Raw genomic sequence first — 26,123 nt, 5'->3', positions numbered from 1 at the left:
GCGACCTCGGGCTGCCCGATGAAACGGGCGCCCTTGATGATTATTTTTATTGGATGAGTGCGTGTGGCTGCCGCGCTAGTACTTCATGACCACCAGGCGGGTCTGGGTGTATTCGAGCATGCCGTGCTTGCCGTCATCGCCGCCCAGGCCCGAGCGTTTCCAGCCGGCATGAAAGCCCTGATACGGGTCGGCCGGGGTGCGATTGACGTACAACTCGCCGGCCTCGATGGCGTTGGCCACTTTCAGGGTGGTGCGGTAGCGCTCGGTGTAGAGCACCGATGACAGGCCGAACTGGTGATCGTTGGCCATCGCCAGTGCTTCATCGATGTCGCGGTATTTGAGCACCGGCAGCACCGGGCCGAAGATTTCTTCCTGAATGATTTCCATGTCCTGACGGCAGTTGCCAAGCAGCGTCGGCGGGTAGAAATAGCCACTGCCCTGCGGGATAAAACCACCGACTTCCAGCACCGCACCGTCGGCTATCGCTCGCTCGACCATGGCGTGAATGTTCTGTTGCGCGCTGGCGCTGACCAGTGGGCCCATCAGGCTGGCGTCGTTGGAACGGTCGCCGAACTGCACGGCGCTGATCTTGCTTTTGAGCAGCGCAAGGAATGCGTCGTAAACGCTTTCCTGCACATACACCCGCTCTACCGCCGTACACAACTGGCCGCAATGGGTGGTCTTGGACGCCACGATAGCAGTGGCAGCGGCTTCCAGGTCAGCGTCGGCTTCGATGATTGCCGGGGTCTTGCCGCCCAGCTCCAGCGAGGGTTTGGCGATGTTGGTCTTGCAGTAATCCAGTACGACCCGCCCGGCGTTGACGCTGCCGGTCAGGGTGATCATAGCGACCGCCTTGTGGGTGCACACTGCAGCGGCGGTGGCGTGGTCCATGGTCAGAATGTTCACCACACCCGCAGGCAGACCCGATTGCTGCACGGCTTTGGCGATCTCAAAGGCCGAGATCGGCGTGTTGTTGCTCGGCCGCACGACCACGGTGTTGCCGGCAATCAGCGCCGGAGCGATTTTGCGCAGCAAGGTATACACAGGGTAGTTGAACGGAATCAGGCAGGCGACCACACCCATCGGCGCACGGTGCAGAAGCAGATTTTCGTCCGGGGTATCGCTGGGGATGATCTCGCCTTCGATGCGCCGCGCCCACTCGGAGTGATAACGGGTGATCTGCGCGGCATAACGCGCTTCGTTGCTGGCGTCCGCAAGGCTTTTGCCGGACTCGGCAGCCAGTGCCTTGCCGATATTTTCAGCACAGTCATCCAGTGCATCGGCCAAGACCCGCAGGTGCTCGGCACGCTCGATGCTGGTCAGTTTGCCCCAGGTTTTCTGGGCTATGGCGGCAGCCGCTACCGCAGCGGTCGCTTCAATGGTGGTGGCCGCCGAAACGTGCCCCACCAGCGCTTCGGTCGCCGGGTTGTAGACCGCAATCAGCGCATCGCTGGCAGACTCGATGAATTGACCGTTTACAAAATTTCGTTCGGATCGCATGTGCATTCGCCCATCGTTGTTTTTATCCAGTCCCTACAGTCTTGGTATCCCGAGGGCGCTGAACAAACGATTTATTGAGCGGCTAAACATTCAAAAAATGCAGGTTACATCGATCCAGCCCGCTTCAAGTCGCGGCAGTGGAAGGCTCCAGTTGCCGTTGCGCCAACCAGATTTCCTCCTGCAGCCAGCGGCTGAACACCTGCAACTGTGGCATCGACGTTTGCTCCGGCCGGGTCACCAGCCAGTAGGACTGATGGCCTTCCACATGCACGTTGAGCATCTGGGTCAACTGCCCGCTGGCAAGCTCCGACGCCACCATGTGCCAGTCGGCAATGGTAATGCCGAGGCCCTCGATGGCACCGCGAATGGCGAGGTCCAGCAGGTCGAATTCATACCCGCCCTGGGTGTCGACGCCACTGATTTTTGCCGCGTCCAGCCAGTGTTTCCAGGTCAGGTAGCGCTGGTCTTCACTGGCCAGCACATGCAGCAACGTCAGGCGGTTGAGGTCAATCACACCTTCGCTCGATTCACGCGCATACAAGGATGGCGCGCACACCGCGATATGCCTTTCCTGAATCAGCAGGGAGCTGTCCAGACCGTCCCATTCGCCATCGCCAAAACGAATGGCGCAATCCAGCGTGCCGGTTTCCGCCAGGCTGTCCTGCAGTTGGGTGGTGATGCTTAATTCCAGCTCCGGGTGCTTCTCGCGCAGGCGCCCCAAGCGCGGCATCAACCAGCGGCTGGTGAAGGTCGGCGGCGCGTTGATGTGCAGACGGTTGGCATGGGATTTTTGCTGGATGCTGCGCACCGTCAGCTCGATCTTGTCGAAGGATTGGTGCAGCGCGCGCAACAAGACGCGGCCCGCGCTGGTCAGTTCAAGGTGATGATGACGCCGTTCCAGCAGGTTTTCGCCAAGCTGCTCTTCCAGCTGACGCAACTGTCGGCTGACCGCGCTCTGGGTGACATTGAGCAGTTCTGCTGCGCGGGTAAAGCTGCCGGTGCTGCCAGCCACTTCGAAGGCCTTGAGCGCGTTGAGCGCGGGCATTTTGCGTTTCATGAAGGTTACTCGCGCAGGTGCTGATCAGCGCCAAGCATCCCACGCCCTGACAGAAATATCCCGAGTAACATGCTTTTTTGTGTTGCATCGAGTGATTGGCGAATTGCCAAGGCAATTGAAATCAGGACCGACTGATTCAAAACGCTGTTTATTGCCTGACAAAGAGTCGTTTTTGTTATGCACATTGTCGCAAACAACTAAATGGCATGAGTATTTCGCACCGGCATCATGAGAATTAAGCGCTGGCTGTTTTATTTATATAAGCGCTAGCCTGACATTGAAACAACTCTCGATACGTCACCGCACTTGCTCATTGCTGGCAGTGCAACTTCTTCCTGCACTCTTGCAATCAGCCTGATCGAGCCAGCCCTATGCCATCCGCGAAGAAGTTACCTGCACGAAGTATCGGCCTGCTTGCTCTGGTGTTCACCGCCTGTAATGCCACTACCCACGGTTTCAGTATTTTTTTGTACTCGGCTCTATTGCCCGAGATCCGTCAGGTTTTTGAGCTCGACTACCGTCAGGCCGCCGCCATTGCTGCGTTGCTGCAACTGTTTTATATGGGCGCATCGATTGCCAGCGGCATCGCCGCCGCCTGGATCAGCCCGCGCAGCATGGTGCTGCTGACCATAGCCCTCAGCCCGCTACTGCTTGCCCTTGCAGTGGTGACGCCGTGGGTAATGCCGTTCGCGCTGTGCCTGGCGCTGGTTTCGGCCTGTGCGGTTGCTAACTGGAATGCCATCGCTGCACTGGCCACTGAAGTGATTCCGGCCTCGCACCGCAGCCGGGTGCTGGGGCTGGCCTCTTCGGGCGCGGCGTTTGCGATCTGTCTCAATGGTGTGCTGATTGCCTCGCTGCAAGGTATTTCCCTGAAGCACTTCTGGCTGATGTGTGCCGGTCTGACGCTGATTGTCACATTGCTGACGTTCTGGGCGCTGCCGCCACTGCGCGCAGAAAGAATTGACCGGCACCGCCACGCACCGTCGCTGCGCCGGGTGCTGGGGCAATGGTTGCAGCTGTGCCTGAAACAGCCGGTAGCGCTACAGATTCTGCTGCTCAGCGCTTTTATCGGCCTGATCAGCGGACCGTTTCTGAACTTTCTTTCAGCGTTCGCCAGCGAACGGTTGGGCGCCGATGCGCAGACCACCGGGGCATTGTGGACGCTGATCGGCATCGGCGGGGTTGTCGGCGGCCTGCTGCTGGGTTCGCTGGCCGACCGTTGGGGCGCGTTGCGGGTGATGGTATCGAGCATCGGCGCGTTCGGCATCGCGATGCTTGCCTTGCTCTGGCAGCCAGGCATGGGCGTGACCTGGCTGGTAGCCGGGCTGTTTGCAGTGTTTTATTTCCCGGTGTGGGGCCTCATGGCGGCCTACCTTGGTGCACGGCTGGACCCGGTGCAAAGCCTGCAGGTGGTCAGCCTGAGCATGGTCGGATTCGGCCTGGGCAGCGCCACCGGCAACGGGCTGTGCGGCTGGCTGCTGCAAGCCACCGGGCAGTTTGCGCTGGTGCACGGCTGGATCCTCTGTTGGGTGGCGGCCAGCCTGCTATTGCTGGGTTTGATGGCCCGTCGCCAACGCAGCGAGCCCACGCTGAGCGAGCAGCTCTGAACTGCCCAGGTGACGCCAGAGGATCTCCACCAAGGCCTCTACCGCCTGCTCCTGGCAGCGAGCCGAGCGCCAGAACATCAAACGCGCGGACTCGATCGGCGGGAAGCCCTGCGCTTCATCGAGGACCTGCCAGCCCGGCGGCACCAGACGCCTGGCGGTGACCCCCACCGAAAGCCCTTGTTCGATGGCAATGCCGATGCCGCGCGGGCTCTGACTGGTGTACACCACATGCCAGGGTCGTCCGGCTTCGGCCAGTGCCTGCACAGCGTTGGCACGAAAGGCACAGCCGTCGGCGTACACCGCCAACGGTACTGACTGATCTGAGGCCCCCCGCCAACCCTGCGCGGCCACCCACACCAGCGGCTCATCGCACAAGTATTCGCCCTGCTGCAGGTTGGCGTGCTGCACCCCCAGCACCAGATCCAGCTCGCCACGCAACAGGCGGCTGACCAGTGCGGTCGACATCTCATAGCAGATATCCGGCCGCACGTGCGGGAACTGCGCCTGAAAATCCCGCAACAATTCGGCCAGACAGCACTGCGCGTAATCCTCCGGCATGCCGACGTGAATGCACACCTGATCGTTCGCCAGGTGCACGGCATTGATCGCATCCGCATGCAGCTTGAGAATTTGCCTGGCGTAGATCAGAAACGTCTCACCGCCCGGCGTCAGGCTCACCGACCGGCTGTTGCGCTGCACCAGCGGTGTGCCGACGATTTCTTCCAGGCGTTGCAGGTTCTGGCTGATGGTCGACTGGGTTTTATGCAGGCGCTCGGCCGCCGCGGAAAAACCGTGGCATTCGATAATAGCCACAAAGACTTTAAGCAAGGTCCCGTCGAGTTCGCCTGACATAACTATCGCCCCTGCCGATGGATTCGATCACAACTTGTAATTTCCACTTCACACCTCTTTAAGCAACTATCGACTCAACGCAAAACGCCGTTGAAACCCGCCCCGAAAATACCGTTTGTTTACAGTTTCAGGAGCCCTGCATGAGTCTTCAGCTTGCCGACGCCGAAGTAGGCGATATCTGCGACATTATTAATACCGAGTTATACCCCATACATGATTCGGGCCATGTCCGATTGCAGGCACTGATTGAACACGCCCGTGCCGAACTCGCCGAAGACGGCTGCTGCCTGCTAAAAAACTTCCTGCGCCCCGAAGCGCTGGAACAGGCTCGCGCAGAAGGTCAGGCGCTCTCGGACAAGACGTTTTATTCGGTGCGCAAGGTCAACGCCTACTTCACCGAAGACGACCCCTCCCTGCCCCAGGATGATCCCAGGCGCACATTCATGGAGCGCACCAGCGGCTTCGTGACACGCGACATGATTGGCCCGGACGCGATCATTCATCGCCTGTACGTCTCGCCGATGATGAAGCGCTTCATCGGCGCCTGCCTCAACGAGCCAGAGATCTACGAGTACGCCGACCCGTTCGCGGGCCTGGTCATCAATGTTATGCCGCAAGGCACCGAGCAGCCCTGGCACTTCGACACCAACGAATTCATCGTCAGCATGATGACGCAGAAGCCCGAGGCTGGCGGCCTGTTCGAGTACGCACCGATGATCCGCACGCGCACCGAGGAAAACCTCGGCGCGGTGGGCAATGTGGTGCGCGGCGATGACCGCAGCCGGGTGCAGGAACTGGAGCTGAACCCCGGCGACCTGCAGATTTTCAAAGGCCGCTTCTCGGTCCATCGGGTCACTCGCGTCGAAGGTGCAACCGAACGTAACACCGCGATCTTCGCCTACTCGGAAAAGCCCGGAATCATCGGCCGCGCCCAACGCACCAAACAGCTTTACGGACGCCTGTCCGAAGCGCACCTGCAAGCCGAACGCAACCGGGTGCGCAGCGACCAGTTGCTCGACTGAAGCATCACTAAAACTATTCGAAAAAATAACCGTATTGCCCTGTGAGGAACGCCCATGAGCCTGTCCGGCCCGAACCGCAACCCCGCCGACTGCGAACCGACCTATGACGAGATTCAGCAAATCCAGCTGGACCGTCTGCAACGGGTACGCAATGAACTGAAAAAACGCGATTACGCCGCCTGCGTGCTGTTCGACCCCACGCACATGCGTTACGCCACTGGCTCGCGCAACATGCAGGTGTACTCGGCCCGCAACCCGGCGCGTTATGCCTTTATTCCGGCAGAAGGCCCGGTGGTGATCTTCGAGTTCGGGGGCTGTCTGCACCTCGCAGAAACCCTCAACACCGTTGACGAAGTCCGCCCGGCCAAGGCGATTTCCTATTATTTCTGCGACAGTTTCCTCACCAACGTCACCGCCGACTGGGCCGCCGAAATTGATGAACTGGTGCGCACCTGCGGCAGCGCCAACAAACGTATCGCCATCGAAAGCGCCACCTCGGCTGCGGCGTTTGAACTGCAAAAGCTCGGTTATCAGGTGTTCGACGCTCAGGAGCCACTGGAGCGGGCACGCTGCATCAAGGTGCCCAACGAACTGAAGATGATCCGCGCCAGTTTGCGGGCGACCGAGGCAGGCGTGCGCCTGATGGAAAGCAAACTGGTGCCCGGCATCAGCGAAAACGAACTCTGGTCGCACCTGCATCAGCATGTGATTGCCACTGATGGCGACTACATCGAAACCCGGTTGCTGGCGTCTGGCCCGCGCACCAACCCGTGGTTTCAGGAATGCAGCACACGCCCCATCGAAGCCGGGGATCTGGTCGCACTGGACACCGACGTGGTTGGGCGCTTCGGCTACTACGCGGACTTTTCGCGGACCTTCCTGTGTGGCGAGCAAGCCGCGACGGCCAAACAACAGGAGCTCTACAAACTGGCCTATGAGCAGGTGCAGACCAACGTGGAAATGCTCAAGGCCGGGCGCAGCTTCAAGGAGTACGCAGAACTGGCCTGGAAGATCCCCGACAACTACAAGGCCAACCGTTATTTTGCGCTGGTGCACGGGGTTGGCATGACCGGTGAATACCCCTATGTGGTGCACCGCGAAGACATTGATTCGCTGGGCTACGACGGGGTGTTTGAAGCCGGTATGACCATTTGCGTGGAGAGCTACATCGGGCACGACGCTGGCGGTGAGGGGGTCAAGCTTGAAGAGCAGATTTACATCCACGAAAACGGCATCGAATTGCTCTCTGACTACCCGTTCGATTCACGCCTGCTGCCGCGCTGACAGCCTCGGCTCGTCAAAAACCGACCGCGCTGCCCGCTCACGACAATCGCGGCCAGTCGAAAAATGCATAGTTGCACGCTATCGGAGAGGCCTATGAAAGAGTTAATGACGCTGGGCGGCGAGCTGCCGCACCCAGCGGTAGATGCGCTGTGCACCCAAGTCAAGAACGGCGACATCAACCGCCGGCAGTTTCTGCGTACCGCCACGTTGCTGGGCATCACGGCAGCCAGCGCCTGTAGTTTTCTGGGAAGTGCCCTGTTTGATAACCCGGCCGAGGCTGCCGACACCACGCCGCCTCGCCAGGGTGGCAGCCTGCGGTTTGCCTGCGCCATCCAGGAAATCCAGGACCCGATGCTGATCACCTGGATCGAAGCCTCGAACCTGTTGCGCAACTCGCTGGAATACCTGACCTGGGTCGATGCCGACAACATCACTCACCCCTATCTGGCCGAAAGCTGGAGCCCTTCCGAAGACCTCAAGACCTGGACCTTCAACCTGCGCAAGGACGTGAAGTGGAGCAACGGCGACACGTTCAACGTCGAGGACGTGCAGCACAACATCGAGCGCTGGATTGCCGCCGATTCCAAGTCGGTCAACCGCACCGCCTTCCAGGACATTAGCGCCTTTGAAAAGCTCGGTGATTTCCAGTTTCGTCTGCTGCTCAAGCGGCCGATGCTGGCCATCCCGGAAATGCTCAACGCATTCACCTGCGCCATCGTTCACCGCAGCTTCAAGGCCGGTGAAGACTGGACGAAAAACCCGCTGGGCACTGGCCCGTTCAAACTGGTCTCGTTCGCCGTCAACAAGCAGGCGACCTTTGCCAAACGGGCTGATTACTGGCGCAAACCGGCCAACCTCGACGAGCTGCGCTATGTCGACATGGGTACCGATATTTCCACCCATCTGGCCGCCTTGCAGGCCGGGCAAGTAGATGTGCTGTACCGGGTGACCGTGGCCGAACTGGACCTGGCCAAGCGCTTGCCGAGTGCGCAGCTGCTGACCTGTAAATCGGCGCAAACCATCGTGATGCGCATGGCCTGCGACCAGAAACCGTTTGACGACCTTCGTGTTCGCAAGGCCATAACGCTCTGTGCCGACAACGCGCAGATGCTCAAGATCGCTTATCGGGGCATGGGCACGCTGGGTGAAAACCATCATGTTTCGCCCTCCCACCCGGAATATTTCCCGCTGCCCAAACGCACCCGGGATGTGGCGGCGGCGGCGAAGCTGCTCGGTGAAGCCGGGTTCCCGAACGGCATCGATATCGACCTGATCATCGGCAACACCCAAGGCCGCTACGAGCAGGACTGCGGGCAAATCCTGCAGCAAAACTGCGCCGAGGCCGGTATTCGCATCAACCTCAAAGTGATACCCGCCACGCAATACTGGCCGATCTGGGACAAGGCGGCGTTCAGCCTGACGTACTGGGCTCATCGCCCCTTGGGCGTGATGTCTCTGGAACTGGCGTACCGCAGCGGCGCGGCCTGGAACGAAAGCCACTACAGCGATCCGGCTTTCGACACCGCACTGGACAAGGCCATGGGCATCATCGCCCCCAAACAGCGCGCGCTGGCGATGCAAAGCGTCGAGCAGATCCTGCAGGACGCCTGCGTGGTGGTGCAGCCGTTCTGGGGCGACAAATTCACCGCCGCCAGCAAGAAAGTCCAGGGTTTCAAGGTACACCCATCGGACTTTTACCCGATGGATGAAGTCTGGCTGAGCGCCTGATAACGCGCCCCTCATGAGCCCTCCCACCCTGGTGCGGCGGGCCGCCATCCCTTGATTAGCCGGAGCGTGCAAGCATGGCTGAATTTCTATTGCGCAAGTTATTGGCGCTGGCAGCGACGCTGCTGTCAGTGTCGATGATCGTGTTTCTGGCCCTGGAACTGAACATCGAAGACGTTGCCATCAACGTCCTCGGCCCCTACTCCGCCGCCGACCAGCGCGCCGCGTGGCTGGTGGAGCATGGTTACGATCAACCCTTCGTCTGGCGATATCTGGTCTGGCTGAAGGACTTTGTCAGCGGTAACTGGGGCACCTCGGTGCATTTTCGCGAGCCGGTGATTGACCTGTTACTGCCCAACCTGGGGCAAACCCTGATGCTCGCCGGGCTGGCCCTGCTGGTGATGGTGCCCGTGGCGTTGACGCTGGGCATTCTGGCCGGCGTGCGTCAGGGCTCGGCGGTGGATCGGTTGGTGTCGTTTCTGTCGATCGTGACCACCTCGATTCCGGATTTCGCCAGCGCAGTATTCGTCTCGGCCGTCTTCGTGTTCTGGCTCAACTGGCTGCCGGGGGTGAGCAGCATGAGCGACGGGTTCAACGCCGTGGAACTGGCGCTGCCGCTGATGGTGCTGTGCCTGTTCGGCATCGGTTATCTGGCGCGCATCACACGGGCTTCGATGGTCGAAGTGATGCAGACGCCTTACATCCGTACCGCACGCCTGAAAGGCGCCTCCACCTCACGCATTGTGTTGCGCCATGCACTGCGTAACGTGCTCATAGCGCCCATTACGGTGATCATGCTCTACATCCCGTGGTTGCTGTCGAACGTGATCGTGGTGGAAGTATTTTTTGCATACAAAGGCTTTGGCTCGCTGCTCTACACCGCGTCATTGAACCATGACGTCTACCTGATCGAAGCCTGCGCCATGATCAGCGGGCTGGTGGTGGGCGCAACCAAGATCTTCTCGGACCTGGCCTACACCTGGCTCAACCCGCGCATCACCTTGCGCAGCCTCGGCGGAGGTGGCCAGTGAACCTGCTCAAAGCCTTCAAACACCCGTTGGCGCTGCTCGGCCTGCTGCTGGTCGGCGGCTGGTGCCTGATGGCGCTTTTCGCCCCTTGGCTGGCACCCCACGACCCCCTGAAAAGCTTCATCCCGCTGCTGACACCGATGACCCCGGACGATAGCGGCATGCGCTTTCTGCTGGGCACCGACATGATCGGCAGGGACATTCTGTCGCGGCTGATCTGGGGCACGCGCACCGTTTTGTTCTGGTCGATTCTGGCGACGCTCACGGCGTTTTTCGTCGGCATCGCGATGGGCCTGTGTGCGGGCTATTTCAATGGCTGGGTCGATGCCTTGCTGTCGTACGTCGCCGACACCGTGCTGTCGTTCCCGGTGCTGGTGTTGTACATCGTGATCATCATTGCCCTTGGCGCTTCGGCGCTGAACATCCTGATTGCCGTGACCTTTACCAGTGCCCCGGCGATCTTCCGGATCATGCGGGCGTTGACCATCGACATCCGCTCGCGCGATTACGTACTCAGCGCCATAACCCAGGGCGAGGGCTCGTTGCGCATCATGCTGGTGGAAATCCTCCCCAACTGCGGCGGCCCGCTGATCGTCGATTTCTGCCTGCGCATCGGTTACACCGCGATCATGATCGGCGCACTCGGTTTTCTCGGCCTCGGCCTGCCACCGCCGACCCCGGACTGGGGCGGCATGATCAACGAAGGCCGCGGCATGGCTATCGCCTTCCCGCACCTGGTGATCTTCCCGTGCATTGCCATCTCCACCCTGATGCTGGGCCTGAGCCTCTTGGCGGACGGTCTGGACGAACATGCCCAGAACGGCACAAGGAGCTGAGCATGAACCAGCCACACAACCCGCAACAAGTGCTAAGGGTGGAAAACCTCTCTATCGAACTGCCTCCCGGTGCCGATCGCAGTCATGCGGTGCAGGGCATCAGTCTGGACGTGTACAAGGGCGAAATCCTCTGTGTCATCGGCGAGTCCGGTTCGGGCAAATCGGTGCTCTCGGCGGCGATCATGGGCGACTACGCCAAGGGCCTGCGGCACAGCGAGGGGGTCATCGACTTTCTAGGCAATGACATCTGCCGCATGGACGAAAAAACCCTGCGTCAGCTGCGCGGCAATCGTATCGCGATGATTTTTCAGGAGCCGATGGCGGCGCTGAATCCGGCCATCCGGATCGGCCAGCAGGTTGAAGAGATATTCGACATTCACGCGCCAAACATGCCTGCCGCCGAGCGTCGCGAGCGCATGCTGGCACTGCTTGACTCCACCCAGTTACCCGACCCGCCAAGAATAGCCAACAGCTTTCCCCACCAGCTCTCGGGCGGCCAGTGCCAGCGGGTGGTGATCGCCATGGCGCTGGCGATGAACCCGGACCTGCTGATCGCCGACGAACCGACCACGGCACTGGACGTGACCACTCAGGCACAGGTGCTGAAACTGGTGCGCGACCTGCGCGGTCGGGGCCAGCACGGCATTTTGTTCATCACTCACGACTTTGGCGTGGTCGCGGAAATTGCTGATCGCATCGCGGTCATGGAAGGCGGCGTATTGGTGGAAATCGGTGAGCGTGATCAGGTCCTCAATGCGCCCCGACACCCTTATACGCGCAAGCTGATCGCCGCCGTCCCGGCGCTGCACCCCGAACTGCACGCCCCAAGCGCCGACGGCGAAATGGCCTTGCGCATCGAACACCTGACCAAGACCTACAACGTTGGCGGCCGCTCGGTACAGGCGCTCAAGGACGTCTCGCTGGAACTGCCACGCGGCAAGACCCTGGCGATTGTCGGCGAGTCCGGGTCAGGCAAAAGCACGCTGGTCAAAGCGGCGATCCGGTTGGTGGACAGCGACAGCGGGCACGTTTGGGTCGGTGACACGGACTTTCTCGCGTTGCGCGGCAAGGCCCTGGCTACCAACCGGCGGCGTATCCAGATGATTTTCCAGGACCCGTATGGCTCGCTAAACCCGCGCCATCGGGTGGGCGACATCATCGCTCGCGCCGCCCGGTTGCGTGGGCTGTCGGCCAAGGATGCCTGGGCCGAGGCAGGCGATCTGCTTGAGCAGGTTGGCCTCAAGCGTGACGCGCTGGAGCGCAAACCCCGGCAGTTTTCAGGCGGCCAGCGCCAGCGCATCGGCATCGCCCGAGCGCTGGCCATGCGCCCGGAAGTGCTGATTGCCGATGAAAGCGTTTCGGCACTGGATGTTTCGGTGCAACAACAGGTGCTGGAGCTGCTTGCCGAACTGCAACAGCGCCTCAACCTGAGCATCCTGTTCATCACCCATGACTTACGGGTGGCCGCGCAGATCAGCGACTACATCGCGGTGATGCACCAAGGTGAAGTGGTGGAGTACGGCAGCGCGGAACAGGTGCTGCTGCGACCGCAGAATACCTACACCCAAACCTTGCTGGCGGCGGCTCCCGGTGCCTCGGCAATGCCTTCGGTACCTGTGGCGCCTGAGTCAACGGTTACAGAGCCGCCGAGACTGCTTCGACCGCACGCCCGCTGAATCAATAAAAACCTTTCCCCATGCCGCTGCATTCGCAGCGGCCGGGGCTGCTGCTGCCCACAACAATCAATAGCCAGGAGTATCACCGTGCGTACAACCACCTCTCGTGCCATGCGTTCCATTGCGCTGATCCCCGTGTTCGGCAGCCTTGCAGCACCCGCCCTGGCGATTCAGGTCACCGACAACCTTGACCTCGGCGGCGCTGTGCGTGCGCGCTGGGACTATGACCCGGATCGCGACATTCAGAAGTTCAACTTCGACACCGCGTTCCTCACCGCCAAATACACCTCCGACGCCTGGATAGGTGCGGCCAAATACCGGTTCTACGGGCGAGCCTACCCGTATCAATACACCAACAATGTCGGTGATGTTCAGTTCGCCGAGGCGGCATGGATTGGTTACAAATTCAATCCCGACCAGCAGGTGCAGGTAGGCCTCAATCAGGTGCCCTTCGGTTTGCAGCCGTACTTCGGCAGTACGTTCTACGAGACCCTGGGCAACGTGATCGGCGTGGAGGACCTGGAAGAGATCGGCGCCAAGTACATCCAGCAAAGCGGCGACTGGAATATTCAGGCCGGTTACTACCTGCGCCCTGCCTGGCAAGGCAAAGGCACCAGCAATGGTGCGACCTACTCCAGCGTCGTGTCCGAGGCCGACAGTTACGTCAACGATGGCAGCAATAATCAGGAACGCAACACCGTGGTGCTGCGCGTGGCCAAGGCGCTGGACCTGGGGCCATGGAAATCCGAAGTCGGGGTTTCTGGTCTGACCTCGACACTGGAGAACCGTGACACTAATGACGATGGCCGACGCAACGCCGTGGCCGTGCACTACCTGGGCAAAAATGGCCCGTGGGGCGTGCAACTGCAAGCCGCACGTCAGCAGATGTCGCCACGCAACCCCGGCAGCGACGAACTGGTGACGCTCGGTGGCTACGATGGCACCTACAACGTCGCCAGTCGCGGCAACCTGTACGTCGCCGATGCAAGCTACGACGTCGCAGGCAAGTTCCTGTTCGATCAGATCAGCGGCGTCAAGCTGTACGCCAACTACAGCGCCTTCGACAAATCCGCCAGCGACTTCAAAACGTCGCAGCGGATGATCCTTGGGGCCTCGTTCTCATTCAGCAAACTATGGATCGCCACGGAATGGCTGCACGGCAAGAACGACCCGTACATCGGCGGCAGCAGCTACACCCAGAGCCTCGGCGCTGGCGGCAGCGACCAGTGGGAGAATCAGTTGTATACCAATATCGGGTATTACTTTTGAGGTGGGGTGTTTCAAGGGCTTGTGATCAGGGTGATACATAAGTCCGTTTTTGATTCTGGCCGAAGGCAATGGGAGTGAACCGCGCGACGCTTCGCTTGTTCAAGAAAGGACAGGTATATTCATCGAAAATCCATCGTCTGAACTACCGTCTTCGCGAACAAGTTCGCTCCCACGCCCTACGGGCAGAAGCTTGAAGGGCACGTTCTCTTTGCGCTTATAGGGACCTCTTTATTGCGAAATCCCAATCATCAAAATGCGCGAACTCATGCAGTACAGGTAACGTATCAACAGGGTCGATAGCCAGCTCGTAAATCAGACGGGGGCACTCGCCATTCGACTCATCAAAGCCCGCTATGCTTATTGAATAAAGCCCTTGAGAAACGTCAAGGTAATCGGCGTTTCCAAGGCCTCGATGGCGCTGCTCTCTGAAATTCAAAAAGAACTCGGGGTCCCAGTCCATGAGCGCGTACAGATCGGCAACAATCAGCAGACCAGACTCGACCCTCAACGGTATGCCGCTGTGCAGAAAAACTCTGTCAGAGTGCTCAACAAGTGGACGATCGCCCACGCCACGCAGCCTGAACAGATAGTGCTCTTCGGGGATCTCGTACATCGGTAGAACAACGCCACTCTGCACAGCAAGGCGCCCTACTTCGCGCTCCGCGATGAAGAACGTAAACAGATCATCTACGCCTGGACAGAATTGCGCGGCAAATCGGCTCAGCACCAGAGGATCGAAGATGGCGGCACCGGAAATGAAGGCTTCGATTTTTGCCCGAGTTTTCATGCATCTATCCGAAAGAAGTAGCGGCAAGTGCCGCACGGCTGGAAATCAGAGAAATTCTGGGCTAGAGCTCATGGTTATACATAAACCTGACCGACTACGAAGAACGCCTTCTGCCCGCAGGGCTGCAGGCGCTTGCGGGGGTTACTACGGCTGCGATGGGCAGCGAAGCTGTCGATCTGTTCCACTCCACACCCAGCCATAATCAAAAACGGACTCGTTGCTAACGGATAAAGGGCTCGTGCGGGAATTCACCGCGAACGTAACTTTCGAGTAATCCATTCACCCATGAAGCAGGTGCCTCGACTGCCATGTGGTGTGCAATCAAACCGACGTCATCAGAGACGTACCCTGCAAGATCAGCGTTTCTTGAAATTGAAAACACTTCCTTGAATGCATGCTCCCTGAGCCGGGTAATGCCCTCAGTCATTTCAGGAGTCAGGGGCGTTGCCAGTAAAGCAGCATGATGGCTGGTCCAAAGCTGATCAAAGCCTTCGTCCTCTCTGCCATCAAGCACGCTGTCCCAGTCGGATTCACTGGCACACAGCTTTTCAAAAAAAGACGTTGAGGAGAGTAGACGCCATACATCGCTCATAAGATATTCCCTTCACCTGGCCTTATCCCGCGCACAGCTTAACGGGTCAACGCGACAAAAGATCAGGTGCACGCACCTGTTGGCTGTTTTACGTCGACTGGTTAATATCCAGCGTCCCAGCCCGAGTTCCAGGCAAGAGAATGACCGAATACCGCTACACCGAAGCGGAGCGCATCCAACAGTTGCAACTGCTTGAACAAGGTCTTGTCGCACTGCTTCCTGTTTCTATGCAGTTGGGTCTTGCTCAAACGCCTCATTATCAGGAAGCGCTTTGCCAGGCAAGATTTCTGATGGAAACCGGTTTCACTCAAACAGACCTCACTCGCCTGTCGCGCTCGGTTCCAGATGCAGTTTCACGGGGGCGGGACTGGGAATCACAGTACCTCATTCAAAAGCCAGACGGCTCGTGGGGTTGGCAAGAATGGTTTTTGGAACTGGAGTCGCGGCTTGCTCCTGTAATGAAGTCGGCTGAAGCGTTGCGCATGCTTGGGTATTATTAAGTCATGGAAGAGCAGGCAAGGCAGGCGGTGAAGAGTCAGACCGTGAAGCGTTGTAGTGAGGTTTTGATGGCGCTGGCAGGCACAACGCTCGGACGTCTTACACCTGTTCAATTCGCCTGCCAAGGAAATGAGTGGCGCGCTGTGCACCCGGAACGATACATCAGCTATCCGTACTCTCTCCCGATATCACGCCCTTACCGACGGCCAAAACGCACGGCATCGGTCTATCGTCTGATGGCAGATCCGGGCGCGCTGAGTATGCAGTTCGTTCGCACAGAGCGAAAGACCAAGGGCCGATCACCTCGGAGCATTGCTCAACGCATCACCCGCCCCAAAGCCTTCTGCCACTCCTGATACACACCCTCCAGATCCCTGCCGGGAACGGGGTCGAAGCGTTCGCGCTGTCTTTCCAGTGCTTGCAGGTCGGCGGCGTCATTCCAGAGGCCGAGGGCTTTGCCTGCCAGGTGTGCGGCGCCCAGTGCCGAGACTTCCGGTGACAGGCTGCGGATGACCGGACGTTGCAGCAGGTCGGCGAGAAATTGCATGAGCCAGCGGTTGCGGGTCGCTCCGCCGTCTACCCAAAGCTCCTTGAGCGGGCTGCCGATGTCGGCCTGCATGGCGTCGAACACATCGCGAATCTGATAGCCGATGGACTCCAGAGCCGCGCGCATGATGTGTGCGCCAGAACTGCCTTCCGTCAGGCCGCAAATCAGCCCTCGGGCGCCGGCCTGCCAGTGTGGCGCGCCCAGACCGGATAGCGCCGGCACAAAGTAGACGCCGCCATTGTCGGTCAATTGCGCGGCCTGTTCGCTCAGGGCATCTATGGATTCGCCGGCCACCAGCCGCGCAGCCCATTGCACCGCAGCGCCGGTGTGCACAATGTTGCCTTCCATTGCATAGGTCGACGTTGCGCCATCGTGCCAGGCCAGTGTAGTCGACAGGCCGTGGCGAGAAGCAATGGGCCCGGCCATTGGCGTCATTAATGAAGAACCGGTCCCGAGCGTGGCCTTGACCAGTCCGGGAGCGAAACCGCCCTGCCCGTACAGCGCCGCATGCGAATCGCCGATCATCGACAGAATCGGAATGCCGGCGTCGAGCCCGCCGACCGCCACGGTATGAGCAAAAAGGCCTGCGCTGGGTTGAATGGTGGCCAGCGCAGCGGCTGGGATTGAAAACAGCTCAAGCAATTGCGGGTCCCAGTCGCAGCTCTGCAGGTTGAACAGCTGGGTACGGGCTGCGTTGGAGTAGTCGGTGGCAAACACCTTTCCGCCACTGAGTTTCCAGAGCAGCCAACTGTCGACTGTTCCCAGGCAGATGTCTCCCGCCGCTGCGCGAGCGTGACCGTCGTCCAGATGATCGAGAATCCAGCGCATTTTGCCTGCGGAAAACATCGGGTCGAGGGCCAACCCGGTCTTGCCCAGAATCATGGCTTCGTGGCCTTGGGCGTGCAGTTCATTGCACAGCGGCAACGAACGGCGGCACTGCCAACTGATGCACGGCGACAAGGGTGCCCCGCTGGCCCGGTCCCACGCCACCACCGACTCACGCTGATTGCTGATGGCCAGCGCGCTGATCGGCCGCTGTAAACCAGTCATGCAGTCTGCAATCGCCTCAAGCGTGGCTTGCCAGATCAGCAGCGGGTCCTGTTCCGAATAACCGGCTTGCGGGTGGCTGATGCTCAAAGGCCGCGAGCCACGGGCGACGACTTGCCCCAATGGGTTGACCAGCACGGCCTTGGCATTGCTGGTGCCTTCATCGATGGCCAGAATCAGCGGGGAGTGTTCGTTCATGTTCTGAGTACTCGACATACAGAAATACCCCTAACGCAAACGTTCAGCCGCCGCGACAATGCCGTCCGCATCAATGCCATGCAAGGCACGAGTCGGCTCACGGGCACCCGCTGCTGCGTATTCGCCATCACCGATGCCAAGGCGAATCAGGGTGATACCCAGTGCGTTCTCGGCCAGCAATTCGGCCACCAGGCTGCCAAGCCCGCCGTTGATATTATGTTCTTCGACGGTAATCACCCCGCGACTGCCGCTCAGGGCGCTGAGCAGCGCATCACGTTGCAGCGGACGAATCGAAGACAGGTTGATGACCTGCGCGTCGAGCCCCTGCTCCGCCAGCCGCGCCGCAGCGTCGACCGCCTCATGCACCACCGAACCCAGTGCGACGATGGTCAGGTCTGAACCACGGCGCAGGATATCCACTTTTCCGGGCGCGAAGCGATAGCCGGGGTCATGCAGTTCACGCAGCGGCTTGCCGTCGAGGCGGATGTACACCGGGCCGTGATAACGCAGCGCGTAATCGATGATCTGCCGGCACTCCAACGGGTCGGACGGGGCAAAAATCTGCACGTTGCCAAAGCCGCGCATGACCGAAATGTCGTCCAGACAATGATGGGTGCTGGCCAGCGGCCCATAACTGGTGCCTGAATTGAGACCGAACATTTTGACGTTGGCCTGGTTGTAGCACACGTCGACCTTGACCTGTTCATTGGCCCGGGAAATCAGGAACGGCGCGGCGTTGCAGGTGGCAGCTATCTTGCCGCCCAGCGCCAGCCCGGCGGCGACGCCCACCAGCGACTGTTCGGCAATCCCGACGTTGATGACCCGCTCCGGGAAGCGCTGCATGAAGGGGGCGATCTTGGCGGTAGAGGTCGAGTCGCTGACCACCGGCACCAGGTCCAGGCCTTCTTCGACGGCAGCGATAAAGGCTTCCACCATGACACTGGCAAAATGTTCACTCGCCATGATTCAACTCCTCCAGCGCTGCGCTGACTTCGTCGCCTTTGGGCACCCGATGGTGCCATTCGGGCCGAGCTTCGATGAACGAAACGCCTTTGCCCTTGATGGTGTGGGCAATCAGCACCTGAGGCGCACCCTTACGCGTCTGCATCTGCTCCAGGGTGCTGACCAGTTGTTCGACGTCGTTTCCGTCGCACTCGCTGACCGCAAAGCCGAACGCGGCCCATTTTACGTCGAGCGGGTCCAGCGGCATGATCTCTGCGGTCAAACCCGCCAGCTGCAGTTTGTTCTTGTCGACGATCACGAACAGGTTGTCCAGGCCGTACTTGGCGGCTGCCATCGCCGCCTCCCAGTTCGAGCCTTCCGCCAGTTCGCCATCGCCGGTCAGCACGTAAATTCGCTTGTTGCTCCCGGACATTTTCGCCGCCAGCGCCAGGCCCACCGCAACCGGCAGGCCGTGACCCAGCGCGCCGGTATTGAGTTCGATGCCTGGCGTCTTCTGCCGCACCGGGTGGCCCGGCAGGTGCGAATTGAAGTGCTGATATTCAGGCAGCCACGCTTCGGGAATGTAACCGGCCTGGGCCAGACAGCAATACAACCCGCCGACCCCGTGGCCTTTGCTCTGGATGTAGATATCCCGCGCCGGATCTTCGATGCGCTCGGGGCTGATGTCGAGAATCCGGAAATACAACGTGGCGAGGATGTCGGTTTCCGAAAGATCAGCCCCCGTGTGCCCTCCCGCGGGCGATCCGGCGTTCAGGGTGATGACATTGCGTCTGATCAGGCGTGCCTGTTCTTTGATCTGCTGGGCATCGTAGCGGAAGGCATTCATGGAGCGGCTCCTGTGGGGCTGGCCACGCGGCGAATATTTATTGTTATGTAAAGCTCTTGAATATTTATTCAGCGCTGAAAATATATTTATATTTAGACGCTGATCGTCTTGCAGGTCAAGCAGACCCGACGCGGAAACACAAAAAAGAATGCCGATAGGCCTTTTGAAGAACGTGTGGAATTACCAACGCAGGCTTCTACCGAGGGGTTTTCAGGGCAGAAAAGCGTTCACTGATCGAAAGTGAAGAAAATTAAACCGCTTGACTTTATCGCGCCACGGCTGGAATCTGAATTAACAGTCAGGCATGCATATATATTCAAGCAGCCAGAAAAACTCCTACAAGAATAAATCCGGAGAACCCTATGGACGCCAAAGCGCCAGTGCATCAGGCCGTCAAGCCGCAGAGCCGTGGGGGGTTGCTCAAGCTGCTGCCCAATAACATCGGTGGCCCGCTGATCGGCCTCGCGTTGCTGGTGCTGGTCTTCTCCTTCAGCTCCGAATTCTTCTTCACCCTGCGCAACGGCCTGAACATTCTTGATCAGGTAACGGTGCTGGGCATTCTCGCCATCGGCATGACTGCGGTGATCGTCATCGGCGGCATTGACCTGTCAGTCGGTTCGGTACTGGCTTTTTCGATGATGATGCTCGGCTGGCTGTATCAGGATCAAGGCCTGGCGCTGGGCCTGGCGATCCCGGTGGCCATCGCGACCGGCATGCTCGCAGGCCTGGTGTCCGGCTTGTTGATTACCTACGCCCGACTGCCCGCCTTCATCGCCACGCTGACCATGATGTCGGTCGCCCGCGGCCTGGCGAACATTCTCACCGAGGGCCGGCAGATCGTCGGTTATCCCGAGTGGTTCACCAGCCTGGCCACGGTGCGTCATTTCGGCTTCTTATCGGCTACGGTCGGGCTGTTTCTGGTCATGCTGGTGGTGGCCTGGGTGTTCCTGCGCTTTCGGGCCGGCGGTCGCAACCTGTACGCCATTGGTGGCAGCCCTGAAGTGGCGCGGCTGTCGGGGATCAAGGTGCGCGCCATCACCTTGTGGGTGTACGCCATCAGCGGTGCGCTGGCCGGTATAGCCGCCGTGACCATGGCCGCCCGCCTCGACTCCTCGCAACCCAGTGCCGGGCTGACGCTGGAACTGGACGCTATCGCCGCGGTGGTCATCGGCGGTGCCAGCCTCAGCGGCGGTGTCGGCAGCGTCGGCGGCACGCTGGTCGGTGTGCTGATCATCGGCGTGCTGCGCAACGGCCTCAACCTGCTTGGTGTTTCGCCTTTCATTCAACAAGTGGTCATAGGCGTGGTCATTGCCCTTGCTGTGACCATTGATACCTTGCGTCGCCGTTCCAACAGTGCTCATTAAGAAGCTGTGCCGTTTTGCGCTTGACCGATGTTGACATCCCCAACAATAAAATCAGGAGTCACCGCCATGTTCATGACCAAAAAACTGCTGCTCGCCACGGCTCTGGCCGCCGCCACCCTCACCACCGCAGGTTCGACCTGGGCCAAAGAGCTGACCATCGGCCTGGCCGTGGCCAATCTGCAGGCTGACTTCTTCAACCAGATCAAACAGTCGGTCGAAGCCGAAGGCAAAGCCCGCGGGGTGAAGATCATCACCGTTGACGCACAGGGCAACTCCTCGACTCAGGTCAGCCAGATCGAAGACCTGATCACCCGTCAGATCGACGCGCTGATCTACATTCCGGCTGGCGCCACTGCCGCTGGTGTGCCGGTCAAAGCCGCCAAGGCGGCGGGGATTCCGGTGATTGCCGTGGACCGCAACGCGCCTGACGCACCCGGCGATACATTTATTGCCAGCGACAGCGTTGCCGGTGCGCGCACGCTTGCCGAATACGTCGGCAAAGTGACGGGCGGCAAAGGCCGCATCGCCATCCTTCAAGGGCAGTTGGGCACCACGCCGGAAAACGACCGCGCCAAAGGTTTCAAGGAAGGCCTGAAAGGCTTCCCCGACCTGAAAGTCGTCGCCGAACAGCCTGCCGAGTGGGCGCAGGACAAAGGCTTTGCAGTCGCTCAGGACCTGTTGCAGCGTGACCCGAACATCACCGTGTTCTTCGGCCGCGCCGATGCCATGGCGTTGGGTGCCGCGCAGGCAGTGAAGGTGGCCAATCTGGGGCAGCCGGTGGTGGTGGTCGGCTTCGACGGTGACGTGGCGGGTCTCAAGGCCGTGAACAGCGGCGTGCTGCAAGCGACCATGACCCAGCAGACGCAGAAAATGGGCCGCATGGCCGTTGCCTCTGCGCTGGACCTCAAGGCTGGCAAAGCCGTACCCAAGGAACAACTGCTCGAAACCGTGCTGACCACCAAAGACAACGTCGCGCCTTTCCTGCAACAGCATCCTTGAGCCAGGGAGTTCGCCATGCATGCTGTTCTGGATAACCCGACGCCCCACAACCCTGAGGTCCCACCTGCGGCGGTGCTGTGCCTGCGCAACATCGGCAAGTCCTACGGCCCGGTGCAGGTGCTGTCGCAGATCAACGTCGATGTGCGGCCGGGCGAAGTGCTCGCCCTGCTCGGCGAAAACGGCGCAGGCAAATCGACCCTGTCGTCGATTATCGCGGGCCTGGTGCAGCCTGAGACGGGAGGCTCCATGAGCTGGCTCGGCGAGGATTACGCGCCCGCCTCGCCGGGTGCGGCGCTGGGTGCCGGTATCGGCCTGATCCATCAGGAAATTCGCCTGCTGGCGCAGTTGTCGATTGCCGAGAACATCTTTGTCGGGCGGCTGCCGATGCGCCACGGCAAGGTTGACCGCGACTACATGCAAGCGCAGGCGCAAAAACAGCTGGAACGCCTCGGCCTGAATGTGCCGGCGTCGCGCAAGGTCGAGGGCCTGAGCGTGGCCGCGCAGCAACTGGTCGAGATCGCCAAAGCCCTGACCCTGAACGCACGCCTGCTGATTCTCGACGAACCCACGGCGGCCCTTGGCGGTGAAGAAACCGAGCTGCTGTTTCAGCAGGTCGAGCGCCTTAAAGCGGAGGGCGTGTCGTTCATCTACATCAGCCATCGTCTGGAGGAAATCGCGCGGATCGCCGACCGTATTCTGGTGCTGCGCGATGGTCGCCAGATCGCGCTGCATGCCACGGCTCAAGTGCCGGTGCGTGAACTGGTCGAGCAAATGGTCGGGCGCAGTCTGGAGCGCATATTCCCTGCCCTTCAGGCCCCGCAGGATCGCGTGATGCTGCAGGTCAAGGACCTGACCTGCCGCGAGTTCGCCCTGCACGGCATCGACTTCAGCGTGCGCGCCGGAGAAGTGTTCGGCATCGCCGGCGTAGTCGGCGCAGGCCGTACCGAACTGATCCGGGTGATTGCCGGCGCAGCCCGGGATATTCAGGGCCACATGCAGCTGGATGGCGAAACCGTTCACCTGCGCTCGCCTTCGCAAGCGATTCAGGCAGGCGTGGTGCTGGTGCCGGAAGACCGCAAACAACAAGGCGTGGTGGTCGAGCACCGGATTGAAGACAACCTGGTCTACGGCAACACCGACCTGCTGCACAGCGGTAACTGGGTATTGCCAAAAGGGCTGCACGAGTTTGCCCGCAACGCCATTTCGCGCCTCGGCGTGAAAGGTGCGCCCGAGCAGCGCATCGACAGCCTGTCCGGTGGTAATCAGCAGAAAGTCATCATCGCCAAATGGCTGGCCCGCAACCCCAAGGTGTTCATTCTCGACGAGCCGACCCGAGGCATAGACGTCGGTGCGCGGGCCGCAATCTACGAGGTGATCGCCGAACTGGCAGCCACCGGCATGGCCGTGATCGTGGTCAGTTCCGACCTCGACGAAGTGCTGGGCCTGTCGCACCGGGTCATGGTCATGAGCCGTGGCAGGCAGATGGGCATCCTTGAACGTGGCGAAGCGACACCGGTGTCAGTCATGGAAATGGCCACCGCCTGAGTGCAAACACACTGATTACGTGGAGAGCAACATGCGACTTTTTCGACTTGATGGTCAGGTGGCCTTTGTGACCGGCGCTGGCAGCGGTATCGGTCAGGCCATTGCTGTCGGCCTTGCCGAGGCCGGGGCGGACGTGGCATGTTTTGACTTGCCGGGCAGCACAGGCATCGGCAGCACCGTAGAGCGCATCAACGCACTGGGCCGACGCGCCCTTGCCCTGCAAGGCACCGTCACCGACCGCGCGACGCTGGATGCCGCCATCGCGCGCACCGAAACCGAACTGGGCGCGCTCAGCGTCGCCGTCAACTGCGCCGGCATCGCCAACGCCCAGGCCGCCGAAGAGCTGGAGCTGCAACGCTGGCAGACCATGCTCGACATCAACCTGACCGGCATCTTTCTCAGTTGCCAGGCCCAGGCGGCAGTCATGCTGCCGCGTGGCAAAGGCGCCATCGTCAACATCGCCTCGATGTCCGGCAGCATCGTCAATCGCGGGCTGCTGCAAGCGCACTACAACGCCTCGAAAGCAGGCGTCATCCACCTGAGCAAAAGCCTGGCGATGGAGTGGGCGAACAAGGGCTTGCGGGTCAACTGCATCAGCCCCGGCTACACCGCCACACCCATGAATTCACGCCCGGAAGTGGCCGAGCAAGTGAAAATATTCGAGCAGACCACGCCCATGGGGCGCATGGCCAGCGTCGACGAAATGGTCGGCCCGGCAATCTTTCTGGCCAGTCAGGCCTCTTCATTCTGCACCGGCGTCGACCTGCTGGTGGACGGCGGCTTCGTCTGCTGGTGAGCCCGTCCTGCCCATCACTGGAGCACACCCATGTATCAACGTTTTAGCGGCAAAACCGTGGTTATCACCGGTGCCTGCCGAGGCATCGGCGCAGGCATCGCCGAGCGCTTCGCTCAGGAAGGCGCCAACCTGGTGCTGGCCTCCAACGACCTCGAACGAGTGACGTTCACCTCCGAACAACTGGCCAGCGAATACTCTGTCAACAGCCTGGCACTTGGCATCGACGTCACCGACGAGGCCGACATCCAGCGCCTCTACCAGAGCGCCCACGAGCGCTTCGGCAGCATCGATGTGTCGGTGCAAAACGCCGGCATCATCACCATCGACCATTGCGAAAGCATGCCCCGCGCAGACTTCGACAAGGTCCTGCAGGTCAACACCACCGGCGTCTGGCTCGGCTGCCGCGAAGCCGCCCGCTATATGGTCAAACAAGGCAGCGGGCGGTTGATCAACACCTCGTCAGGCCAGGGCCGCCAAGGCTTCATCTACACTCCCCATTACGCCGCGAGCAAGATGGGCGTGATCGGCATCACCCAAAGCCTTGCGCTGGAACTGGCGCGGCACAACATCACGGTGAATGCCTTCTGCCCCGGCATCATCGAAAGTGAAATGTGGGACTACAACGACCGCGTCTGGGGCGAAATACTCAGCACCGACGAAAAACGCTATGCCAAAGGCGAACTGATGGCCGAGTGGGTCCGCAACATCCCCATGCGCCGCGCCGGCAAACCCTCGGACGTCGCCGGGCTGGTCGCCTTTCTGGCCTCGGACGACGCCGCCTACCTGACCGGCCAGGCGATCAACATCGATGGCGGGCTGATCATGTCCTGACCGCGATGGCAGGCACGACCCGCTGCCAGTTTGGTATCCTCGCCGCCACTTGGGATATCGCTATCATTTTTTGGGGCCTGCATGAGCCAGATCGAAGAACAACGGCTGATGAGCAAAATCGCCAGCCTCTACTATGAAGAAGGACTCAAACAGTCCGAGATTTCCACCCGGCTCGACCTGTCCCAATCCTTCATCAGCCGCGCCCTGCGCCGCGCCTTGCAGGAAGGCGTGGTGAAAATCACCGTCATGCGCCCGCAAGGCCTGCATCTGGAGCTCGAAAGCCGCTTACAAAACATGTACGGCATACGCCAGGTGATCGTCGTCGAAGCCACCGAGCCGGACGACGAAGAAAGCATCAAACAAGCCATCGGCTCTGCCGCCGCGCATTACCTGGAAACCAGCCTCAGCGCCCAGGACCACATCGGCATCTCCTCGTGGAGCAGCACCATCCGCGCGATGGTCAGCCACATGCACCCCCAGCCGGGCAAACAGAGCGCCCAGGAAGTCGTGCAACTGCTCGGCGGCGTCGGCAACAAAGGCGCCTTCGAAGCCACCCTGCTGACCCAACGCCTGGCCACCCTGCTCAACTGCCCCGCCTTCCTCCTGCCGTCGCAGAGCATCGAACAGTCGGTGGAAAGCAAACAACGCATCGTCGAAATGGAAGAAGTCAAAGAAGTCCTCCACCGCTTCGACAGCATCACCCTCGCCATCGTCGGCATCGGCGAACTCGAACCCTCACAACTGCTGCGCAACAGCGGCAACTACTACACCGAAGACATGCTGCGCGTGCTCGCTGAGCGTGGGGCGGTTGGGGATATCTGCTTGCGGTACTTTGATGCGCAGGGGAAACCGGTGCTGGAAGAGGATGAGGAGTGTGTAGTGTCGATGGGGTTGGGTAAGTTGCGGTCGATTAATCGGGTGCTGGGGTTGGCTGGAGGGGTGAGGAAGGTGCAGGCGATCAAGGGGGCGTTGTTGGGGGGATATCTGGATGTGTTGATTACGGATGTGGGGACTGCGCGGGGGTTGGGGGGGTGAAGGATGAGGTGGTCTCCAGCGTCTCAGGCGAATACCGACGCCGGATAGGTCAGAAGTGACGCTGGAGGCTTTGCCCAATGAATGATGCCTCCAGAAAGAAGCAACGCACTTGGCGAGGCAGTGATTAAAGCGATAGACCAGCTGGGGGTGTCAGAAATTTTGTGTTTGGGCATAACATGAGTAAGAGGTGCATGTATGCCAACCAAAAAGAAACCCGAGCTGCGGAAGCTCCCTGCAAT

Annotated in this window: 24 protein-coding genes; 15 read left to right on the top strand and 9 right to left on the bottom strand. The window is 60.3% G+C overall.

The genetic code is table 11. The annotated features are described in order from the left end of the window. Nucleotides 1–75: 75 nt before the first annotated feature. Together aldA and ABJ99_RS17855 are read right to left on the bottom strand one after the other, a co-directional pair. On the bottom strand, nucleotides 76–1,500 hold the full coding sequence (gene aldA, locus ABJ99_RS17860) for an aldehyde dehydrogenase (RefSeq protein ID WP_054087080.1): 1,425 nt from the start codon (nucleotides 1,498–1,500) through the stop codon (nucleotides 76–78). 124 nt (nucleotides 1,501–1,624) lie between these two features. After that, nucleotides 1,625–2,557 (bottom strand): LysR substrate-binding domain-containing protein, encoded by a 933-nt coding sequence (locus tag ABJ99_RS17855; RefSeq protein ID WP_054086946.1) that lies wholly within the window; start codon nucleotides 2,555–2,557, stop codon nucleotides 1,625–1,627. A 371-nt stretch (nucleotides 2,558–2,928) separates the two neighbouring features. Here ABJ99_RS17855 and ABJ99_RS17850 point away from each other — a divergent pair, with 371 nt between their 5' ends. Further along, nucleotides 2,929–4,164 carry an MFS transporter gene (locus ABJ99_RS17850; protein WP_054086945.1) on the top strand — a complete coding sequence of 412 codons (1,236 nt, stop codon included), beginning with the start codon at nucleotides 2,929–2,931 and terminating at the stop codon, nucleotides 4,162–4,164. On the opposite strand, the gene ABJ99_RS17845 is transcribed toward ABJ99_RS17850, so the two are convergent. Next, a complete protein-coding gene (locus ABJ99_RS17845) occupies nucleotides 4,102–5,016 on the bottom strand; it encodes a LysR substrate-binding domain-containing protein (protein ID WP_054086944.1) in 915 nt (304 codons plus the stop codon). The two genes, ABJ99_RS17850 and ABJ99_RS17845, sit on opposite strands and share 63 nt — an antisense overlap. Nucleotides 5,017–5,156: 140 nt before the next feature. On the opposite strand from ABJ99_RS17845, the gene ABJ99_RS17840 reads away from it, so the two are divergent. From ABJ99_RS17840 to ABJ99_RS17810, 7 genes are all read left to right on the top strand, one after another. Then, the gene (locus ABJ99_RS17840) at nucleotides 5,157–6,038 is read left to right on the top strand and encodes a HalD/BesD family halogenase (protein ID WP_054086943.1); all 882 of its coding nucleotides are present in this window, start codon (nucleotides 5,157–5,159) and stop codon (nucleotides 6,036–6,038) included. A gap of 54 nt (nucleotides 6,039–6,092) precedes the next feature. Continuing rightward, on the top strand, nucleotides 6,093–7,322 hold the full coding sequence (locus tag ABJ99_RS17835) for a M24 family metallopeptidase (RefSeq protein WP_054086942.1): 1,230 nt from the start codon (nucleotides 6,093–6,095) through the stop codon (nucleotides 7,320–7,322). A gap of 93 nt (nucleotides 7,323–7,415) precedes the next feature. After that, a complete protein-coding gene (locus ABJ99_RS17830; RefSeq protein WP_054086941.1) occupies nucleotides 7,416–9,050 on the top strand; it encodes an ABC transporter substrate-binding protein in 1,635 nt (544 codons plus the stop codon). 74 nt (nucleotides 9,051–9,124) lie between these two features. Continuing rightward, complete coding sequence (locus ABJ99_RS17825; RefSeq protein ID WP_054086940.1) at nucleotides 9,125–10,078, top strand: ABC transporter permease; 954 nt, start codon at nucleotides 9,125–9,127, stop codon at nucleotides 10,076–10,078. After that, on the top strand, nucleotides 10,075–10,911 hold the full coding sequence (locus ABJ99_RS17820; RefSeq protein ID WP_054086939.1) for an ABC transporter permease: 837 nt from the start codon (nucleotides 10,075–10,077) through the stop codon (nucleotides 10,909–10,911). Before ABJ99_RS17825 ends, ABJ99_RS17820 begins: the two co-directional genes overlap by 4 nt. A 2-nt stretch (nucleotides 10,912–10,913) precedes the next feature. Next, the gene (locus ABJ99_RS17815; protein ID WP_054086938.1) at nucleotides 10,914–12,587 is read left to right on the top strand and encodes a dipeptide ABC transporter ATP-binding protein; all 1,674 of its coding nucleotides are present in this window, start codon (nucleotides 10,914–10,916) and stop codon (nucleotides 12,585–12,587) included. Nucleotides 12,588–12,698: 111 nt separating this feature from the next. Beyond that, complete coding sequence (locus tag ABJ99_RS17810; RefSeq protein WP_054086937.1) at nucleotides 12,699–13,856, top strand: hypothetical protein; 1,158 nt, start codon at nucleotides 12,699–12,701, stop codon at nucleotides 13,854–13,856. Between the two features lie 214 nt (nucleotides 13,857–14,070). On the opposite strand, the gene ABJ99_RS17805 is transcribed toward ABJ99_RS17810, so the two are convergent. Both ABJ99_RS17805 and ABJ99_RS17800 read right to left on the bottom strand, forming a co-directional pair. Next, nucleotides 14,071–14,643 (bottom strand): hypothetical protein, encoded by a 573-nt coding sequence (locus ABJ99_RS17805; protein WP_054086936.1) that lies wholly within the window; start codon nucleotides 14,641–14,643, stop codon nucleotides 14,071–14,073. Between the two features lie 220 nt (nucleotides 14,644–14,863). Further along, on the bottom strand, nucleotides 14,864–15,235 hold the full coding sequence (locus tag ABJ99_RS17800) for a hypothetical protein (protein WP_054086935.1): 372 nt from the start codon (nucleotides 15,233–15,235) through the stop codon (nucleotides 14,864–14,866). 140 nt (nucleotides 15,236–15,375) lie between these two features. On the opposite strand from ABJ99_RS17800, the gene ABJ99_RS17795 reads away from it, so the two are divergent. After that, a complete protein-coding gene (locus tag ABJ99_RS17795) occupies nucleotides 15,376–15,735 on the top strand; it encodes a PAS domain-containing protein (RefSeq protein WP_054086934.1) in 360 nt (119 codons plus the stop codon). 314 nt (nucleotides 15,736–16,049) lie between these two features. Here the strand turns inward: ABJ99_RS17795 and ABJ99_RS17790 are convergent, their stop codons facing one another. Genes ABJ99_RS17790 through ABJ99_RS17780 form a run of 3 tightly spaced genes read right to left on the bottom strand, consistent with a single transcriptional unit; the run spans nucleotide 16,050 to nucleotide 19,314 of the window. After that, on the bottom strand, nucleotides 16,050–17,525 hold the full coding sequence (locus ABJ99_RS17790) for an FGGY family carbohydrate kinase (RefSeq protein WP_054086933.1): 1,476 nt from the start codon (nucleotides 17,523–17,525) through the stop codon (nucleotides 16,050–16,052). A gap of 30 nt (nucleotides 17,526–17,555) precedes the next feature. Then, complete coding sequence (locus tag ABJ99_RS17785) at nucleotides 17,556–18,488, bottom strand: transketolase family protein (protein WP_054086932.1); 933 nt, start codon at nucleotides 18,486–18,488, stop codon at nucleotides 17,556–17,558. After that, nucleotides 18,478–19,314, bottom strand: coding sequence for a transketolase (locus tag ABJ99_RS17780; protein WP_054086931.1), 837 nt, complete (start codon nucleotides 19,312–19,314; stop codon nucleotides 18,478–18,480). The genes ABJ99_RS17785 and ABJ99_RS17780 overlap by 11 nt, the downstream gene beginning before the upstream one ends. Before the next feature lie 362 nt (nucleotides 19,315–19,676). Here ABJ99_RS17780 and ABJ99_RS17775 point away from each other — a divergent pair, with 362 nt between their 5' ends. The 6 genes from ABJ99_RS17775 to ABJ99_RS17750 all read left to right on the top strand — a co-directional run bounded on the left by ABJ99_RS17775 (nucleotide 19,677) and on the right by ABJ99_RS17750 (nucleotide 25,884). Next, on the top strand, nucleotides 19,677–20,678 hold the full coding sequence (locus tag ABJ99_RS17775) for an ABC transporter permease (RefSeq protein WP_054086930.1): 1,002 nt from the start codon (nucleotides 19,677–19,679) through the stop codon (nucleotides 20,676–20,678). Between the two features lie 66 nt (nucleotides 20,679–20,744). After that, nucleotides 20,745–21,677, top strand: a complete 933-nt coding sequence (locus ABJ99_RS17770) for a sugar ABC transporter substrate-binding protein (protein ID WP_007249764.1) — start codon at nucleotides 20,745–20,747, stop codon at nucleotides 21,675–21,677. 15 nt (nucleotides 21,678–21,692) lie between these two features. Continuing rightward, nucleotides 21,693–23,222, top strand: a complete 1,530-nt coding sequence (locus ABJ99_RS17765) for a sugar ABC transporter ATP-binding protein (protein ID WP_054086929.1) — start codon at nucleotides 21,693–21,695, stop codon at nucleotides 23,220–23,222. A 31-nt stretch (nucleotides 23,223–23,253) separates the two neighbouring features. After that, complete coding sequence (locus ABJ99_RS17760) at nucleotides 23,254–24,018, top strand: SDR family oxidoreductase (protein WP_054086928.1); 765 nt, start codon at nucleotides 23,254–23,256, stop codon at nucleotides 24,016–24,018. A gap of 30 nt (nucleotides 24,019–24,048) precedes the next feature. Beyond that, nucleotides 24,049–24,849 carry an SDR family oxidoreductase gene (locus ABJ99_RS17755; RefSeq protein ID WP_054086927.1) on the top strand — a complete coding sequence of 267 codons (801 nt, stop codon included), beginning with the start codon at nucleotides 24,049–24,051 and terminating at the stop codon, nucleotides 24,847–24,849. A gap of 81 nt (nucleotides 24,850–24,930) precedes the next feature. Further along, the gene (locus ABJ99_RS17750; protein WP_054086926.1) at nucleotides 24,931–25,884 is read left to right on the top strand and encodes a sugar-binding transcriptional regulator; all 954 of its coding nucleotides are present in this window, start codon (nucleotides 24,931–24,933) and stop codon (nucleotides 25,882–25,884) included. A 23-nt stretch (nucleotides 25,885–25,907) separates the two neighbouring features. Here ABJ99_RS17750 and ABJ99_RS29265 read toward each other — a convergent pair. Next, nucleotides 25,908–26,123: hypothetical protein (locus tag ABJ99_RS29265; protein ID WP_230081050.1), on the bottom strand; the 216-nt coding region annotated here is incomplete at its 5' end.

Origin of the sequence: Pseudomonas syringae pv. cilantro (assembly GCF_001293775.1) — a bacterium.
GTDB classification, from domain to species: Bacteria; Pseudomonadota; Gammaproteobacteria; order Pseudomonadales; family Pseudomonadaceae; genus Aquipseudomonas; species Aquipseudomonas syringae_P.
This window is presented reverse-complemented; position numbering and strand designations above follow the sequence as displayed.

Coding starts and splice junctions, on each gene's coding strand:
- aldA (WP_054087080.1), bottom strand. CDS start 1,500: ATGCGATCCGAACGAAATTTTGTAAACGGTCAATTCATCGAGTCTGCC.
- ABJ99_RS17855 (WP_054086946.1), bottom strand. CDS start 2,557: ATGAAACGCAAAATGCCCGCGCTCAACGCGCTCAAGGCCTTCGAAGTG.
- ABJ99_RS17850 (WP_054086945.1), top strand. CDS start 2,929: ATGCCATCCGCGAAGAAGTTACCTGCACGAAGTATCGGCCTGCTTGCT.
- ABJ99_RS17845 (WP_054086944.1), bottom strand. CDS start 5,016: ATGTCAGGCGAACTCGACGGGACCTTGCTTAAAGTCTTTGTGGCTATT.
- ABJ99_RS17840 (WP_054086943.1), top strand. CDS start 5,157: ATGAGTCTTCAGCTTGCCGACGCCGAAGTAGGCGATATCTGCGACATT.
- ABJ99_RS17835 (WP_054086942.1), top strand. CDS start 6,093: ATGAGCCTGTCCGGCCCGAACCGCAACCCCGCCGACTGCGAACCGACC.
- ABJ99_RS17830 (WP_054086941.1), top strand. CDS start 7,416: ATGAAAGAGTTAATGACGCTGGGCGGCGAGCTGCCGCACCCAGCGGTA.
- ABJ99_RS17825 (WP_054086940.1), top strand. CDS start 9,125: ATGGCTGAATTTCTATTGCGCAAGTTATTGGCGCTGGCAGCGACGCTG.
- ABJ99_RS17815 (WP_054086938.1), top strand. CDS start 10,914: ATGAACCAGCCACACAACCCGCAACAAGTGCTAAGGGTGGAAAACCTC.
- ABJ99_RS17810 (WP_054086937.1), top strand. CDS start 12,699: ATGCGTTCCATTGCGCTGATCCCCGTGTTCGGCAGCCTTGCAGCACCC.
- ABJ99_RS17805 (WP_054086936.1), bottom strand. CDS start 14,643: ATGAAAACTCGGGCAAAAATCGAAGCCTTCATTTCCGGTGCCGCCATC.
- ABJ99_RS17800 (WP_054086935.1), bottom strand. CDS start 15,235: ATGAGCGATGTATGGCGTCTACTCTCCTCAACGTCTTTTTTTGAAAAG.
- ABJ99_RS17795 (WP_054086934.1), top strand. CDS start 15,376: ATGACCGAATACCGCTACACCGAAGCGGAGCGCATCCAACAGTTGCAA.
- ABJ99_RS17790 (WP_054086933.1), bottom strand. CDS start 17,525: ATGAACGAACACTCCCCGCTGATTCTGGCCATCGATGAAGGCACCAGC.
- ABJ99_RS17785 (WP_054086932.1), bottom strand. CDS start 18,488: ATGGCGAGTGAACATTTTGCCAGTGTCATGGTGGAAGCCTTTATCGCT.
- ABJ99_RS17780 (WP_054086931.1), bottom strand. CDS start 19,314: ATGAATGCCTTCCGCTACGATGCCCAGCAGATCAAAGAACAGGCACGC.
- ABJ99_RS17775 (WP_054086930.1), top strand. CDS start 19,677: ATGGACGCCAAAGCGCCAGTGCATCAGGCCGTCAAGCCGCAGAGCCGT.
- ABJ99_RS17770 (WP_007249764.1), top strand. CDS start 20,745: ATGTTCATGACCAAAAAACTGCTGCTCGCCACGGCTCTGGCCGCCGCC.
- ABJ99_RS17765 (WP_054086929.1), top strand. CDS start 21,693: ATGCATGCTGTTCTGGATAACCCGACGCCCCACAACCCTGAGGTCCCA.
- ABJ99_RS17760 (WP_054086928.1), top strand. CDS start 23,254: ATGCGACTTTTTCGACTTGATGGTCAGGTGGCCTTTGTGACCGGCGCT.
- ABJ99_RS17755 (WP_054086927.1), top strand. CDS start 24,049: ATGTATCAACGTTTTAGCGGCAAAACCGTGGTTATCACCGGTGCCTGC.
- ABJ99_RS17750 (WP_054086926.1), top strand. CDS start 24,931: ATGAGCCAGATCGAAGAACAACGGCTGATGAGCAAAATCGCCAGCCTC.